Origin of the sequence: Candidatus Accumulibacter vicinus, assembly GCF_000584955.1 — a bacterium.
Classification (GTDB): Bacteria; Pseudomonadota; Gammaproteobacteria; order Burkholderiales; family Rhodocyclaceae; genus Accumulibacter; species Accumulibacter vicinus.
This window is the reverse complement of record NZ_JDSS02000020.1, coordinates 76,505-80,178: the sequence shown is the minus strand read 5'-3', so window position 1 is coordinate 80,178 and position 3,674 is coordinate 76,505. Positions and strand designations below refer to the sequence as shown.

Sequence of the window (3,674 nt, the reverse complement as noted above, 5' to 3'; positions counted from 1 at the left end):
TCTGCATGCCGACCTCGATGCCAACTGGGAACTGTTGGCCGAGCCAGTGCAGACAGTGATGCGCCGTTATGGTATTGCCAATCCCTACGAGAAGCTGAAGGAGCTGACCCGCGGCAAGCGGGTTTCGCGCGAGGACATGCGGCGCTTCGTCGAGTCCCTGGAAATACCGGCGAAGGCGAGGGCCGACCTGCTCGAACTGACGCCATCCAATTACACCGGCATGGCGGCCGGACTGGCACGGAGGATCTGATGGCGCCCGCAGAAAACCCCAGGAGCCTGGCAGAGCAAGCGCCGGCCGAAGTCGGCGAGGAAAGGATTCTCTGCCCCAGTTGCGAACGCCTGGTGCCTGCCGGTTTGTCCTATTGCCCGTATTGCTGTGGCGAAGATGGTCGGCGTGGCGCAATCAAGCGAGGGGTATTCATCGGCGGCGTTTTCGGCTTGCTGGCAGGTGGCCTGGCTGCCGCCGTCTGGTCTTCGATCGTCGGCCCCGAACAGGCCACCGGCGAGTTGGTCCTGGCGATCACCCTGGCCTGCGCCGCGATCTGCAGCGTGCTTGGCGCGATACACCACCGCAAGGGGTAAGTACCGTAGCTATTGTCATCAATGATCCCAGGAGGCAGCATGAGCATGCCGACGACCGCCGAGCGACCGTTCACCGTTGACCGGTCGCTGCTGATCCGGCGCCTGCGCGAGGTACTGCCGGCGCAGGCGCTGCTGTTCGAAGAAGAAGACCTGCGGCCGTATGACTGTGATGGCCTCACCGCCTTTCGGCAGTTGCCGTTGCTGGTTGCTTTGCCGGAGGACGAAGTGCAGGTGCAGGCGATTCTCCGGATCTGTCATGAGCTGCGCGCGCCGGTGGTGGCGCGTGGCGCCGCCACCGGTCTGTCGGGCGGCGCCACGCCGCATCCGGACGGCGTGCTGGTCGCGCTCGCCAAGCTCAAGAAGATCATCCGCGTCGACCCCGTGTCGCGGACTGCAGTGGTCCAGCCCGGGGTGCGCAATCTGGCGGTGTCCGAGGCAGCGGCGCCCTACGGTCTCTATTATGCCCCCGACCCCTCGTCGCAGATTGCCTGCACGATCGGTGGCAATGTCGCCGAGAACTCGGGTGGCGTGCATTGTCTGAAATATGGACTGACCGTCCATAATGTGCTGCGCGTGCGCGGCCTGAGCATTGAAGGCGAAATCGTCGAGTTCGGCAACGCCGCCCTCGACGCACCCGGTTACGACCTGCTGGCGCTGATCAACGGTTCGGAAGGTCTGCTGGCGCTGATCACCGAGGTCACCGTCAAGCTGACCCCCAAGCCCGAACTGGCACAGGTGGTGATCGCCTCGTTCGCCGACGTGCGCCGGGCTGGCGACGCGGTCGCCAGCATCATTGCCGCCGGCATCATTCCGGCCGGCCTCGAAATGATGGACAGAAGAGCCATTCTTGCTGTCGAACCTTACGCCAATGCTGGTTATGACATGGATGCCGAAGCGCTTCTGCTCTGCGAGTCGGACGGCACGCCCGAAGAAGTCGCCGAGGAAATCGGGCGGATGACGACGGTGCTCGAAAAGAGCGGTGCTGCCGGGATTCGCGTCTCGCAGAATGAAGCCGAGCGGCTCCGGTTCTGGGCCGGTCGCAAGGCGGCGTTTCCGGCGGTCGGTCGCCTGACTCCCGACTATCTGTGCATGGATGGCACGATTCCGAGGAAGCATCTGGCCGATATGCTCGAAGCGATCGCCACTCTTTCCGGGAAGTACGCCCTGCGTTGTGCCAACGTCTTTCACGCCGGCGACGGCAATCTGCACCCGCTGATCATGTACGACGCCAACCAGCCGGGAGAACTCGAGCGGGCGACAGCCTTTGGTGCCGAGATCCTCGAACTGTCGATACATTTCGGTGGCACCATCACCGGTGAACATGGGGTGGGCATCGAGAAAATCGATCTCATGGCCGAGCAGTTCACACTCGCCGAGATCGGCGCTTTCCATCGCCTCAAGGCGGCTTTCGACGAGCATGGCCTGCTCAATCCCGGCAAGGGCGTGCCGACGCTGGCGCGCTGCCGTGAATACACGCTGGCGCGCGTCGGCGGCGAGCAGAATCCGACGAACCCGATGAACGCTCCGAGGCGGTGATGGATTCCCTGATCGACAACTGGACGGCGCGCATCAACGATGCTGCCGGCCGTGGCGGCAAGCTGGCGATTCGCGGTGGCGGCAGCAAGACTTTTTACGGTGGACGGGAACAAGGCGAGCGGCTCGACGTCGGGGCCTATCGAGGGATCGTCGCTTACGAACCGACCGAACTGGTGATCAGCGCGCGTGCCGGCACGCCGCTCGTCGAATTGAACGCGACGCTGGCTGAAAAGGGACAATGGCTGGCTTTCGAACCACCGCATTTCGCGCCGACGGCGACCGTCGGCGGCATGCTCGCCAGCGGCCTGTCGGGTCCGCGCCGGCAGGCGGTCGGTGCCGTCCGCGATTTCGTTCTCGGCGCCAAACTGTTGAATGGCCTGGGCGAGGTGCTCTCCTTCGGCGGCCAGGTGATGAAGAACGTCGCCGGTTACGATGTCTCGCGGCTGCTGGCCGGCAGTCTGGGAACGCTCGGCGTGCTGCTCGAGGTGTCGTTGAAGGTGCTGCCGCTGCCGCTGGCCGAGAAGAGCCTGCGATTTGCGATCGACGAGGGGACTGCGCTGCAGAAACTCAATCAGTGGGGTGGGCGACCCTTGCCGATTTCGGCGTCGGCCTGGCACGACGGGATACTGATGCTGCGCCTGTCGGGTGCCGCCGCGGCGGTCGCTGCCGCAGAGCGTCTGCTCGCCGGCGAGGGGGTGGATGCCGCCGAGGCAGAAGCCTATTGGCGATCGCTGCGCGAGCAGACACACGCCTTTTTCGCCGGCGACGCGCCGCTGTGGCGTCTCTCGCTCCCGTCGGTGGCGCCGCCGCAGGGGTTCGGAGCGACGCTGATCGAATGGGGCGGCGCGCAACGCTGGCTGCGCGCCGGCGACGCGCGTGCGCTACGTTCGGCCGCGGCAAAAGCCGGTGGGCACGCAACCCTGTTCCGGGGTGATGACGCCTTGAAGGCCGCAGTGGGTGTTTTCCAGCCCTTGCCCGCGCCGCTGGCACAAATTCACCGCAATCTCAAGCACGCCTTTGACCCGCAAGGGGTCTTCAACCCCGGTCGAATGTACCCGGATTTCTGAAAGTTCGCCCAGCATGCAAACCCATCTGGCCGATTTCATCAAGGACACGCCGGCCGGGCGTGAGGCGGACGCGATTCTGCGTAGCTGCGTACACTGCGGCTTCTGCAACGCCACCTGTCCCACTTTCCAGTTGCTCGGAGACGAGCTCGACGGGCCACGCGGCCGCATCTATCTGATCAAGGAGATGCTCGAAGGGCAGCCGGTGACCGCAAGGACGCAGCTCCACCTCGATCGCTGTCTGACCTGCCGGGCCTGCGAGAGCACCTGCCCATCGGGGGTCAACTACCACCGCCTGTACGAGATCGGACGCGCCGTCATGGAGCAGCGCGTGCCACGTTCGCTGGCTGCACGAGCGACGCGTTTGCTACTGCGCGAAGCGCTGCCGCGCCGCTGGATGTTCAAGCCGGCGGTTCGCCTCGGCCAACTGCTGCGGCCGCTGCTGCCAGGCGTGCTCGCCGACAAGGTGCCGAGGCCTGCGGGCGCCCGCAT

Annotated in this window: 4 protein-coding genes and 1 pseudogene; all 5 read left to right on the top strand. The window is 65.2% G+C overall.

All coding sequences use genetic code 11. The features are described 5' to 3' along the window. Positions 1 to 250 (top strand): annotated as a pseudogene (locus CAPSK01_RS08470) (adenylosuccinate lyase); the annotation flags it as partial. Then, positions 250 to 582 (top strand): hypothetical protein, encoded by a 333-nt coding sequence (locus CAPSK01_RS08465; protein WP_034925211.1) that lies wholly within the window; start codon positions 250 to 252, stop codon positions 580 to 582. The pseudogene CAPSK01_RS08470 and the gene CAPSK01_RS08465, both read left to right, overlap by 1 nt. 39 nt (positions 583 to 621) lie before the next feature. Beyond that, positions 622 to 2,118 carry an FAD-linked oxidase C-terminal domain-containing protein gene (locus CAPSK01_RS08460; RefSeq protein ID WP_273703349.1) on the top strand — a complete coding sequence of 499 codons (1,497 nt, stop codon included), beginning with the start codon at positions 622 to 624 and terminating at the stop codon, positions 2,116 to 2,118. After that, positions 2,118 to 3,185: a glycolate oxidase subunit GlcE gene (gene glcE, locus CAPSK01_RS08455; RefSeq protein ID WP_034925209.1), complete on the top strand. Its 1,068-nt coding sequence runs from the start codon at positions 2,118 to 2,120 to the stop codon at positions 3,183 to 3,185. The genes CAPSK01_RS08460 and glcE overlap by 1 nt, the downstream gene beginning before the upstream one ends. 13 nt (positions 3,186 to 3,198) lie before the next feature. After that, on the top strand, positions 3,199 to 3,674 hold a 476-nt coding region (locus CAPSK01_RS08450), incomplete at its 3' end, for a 4Fe-4S dicluster domain-containing protein (protein WP_273703348.1).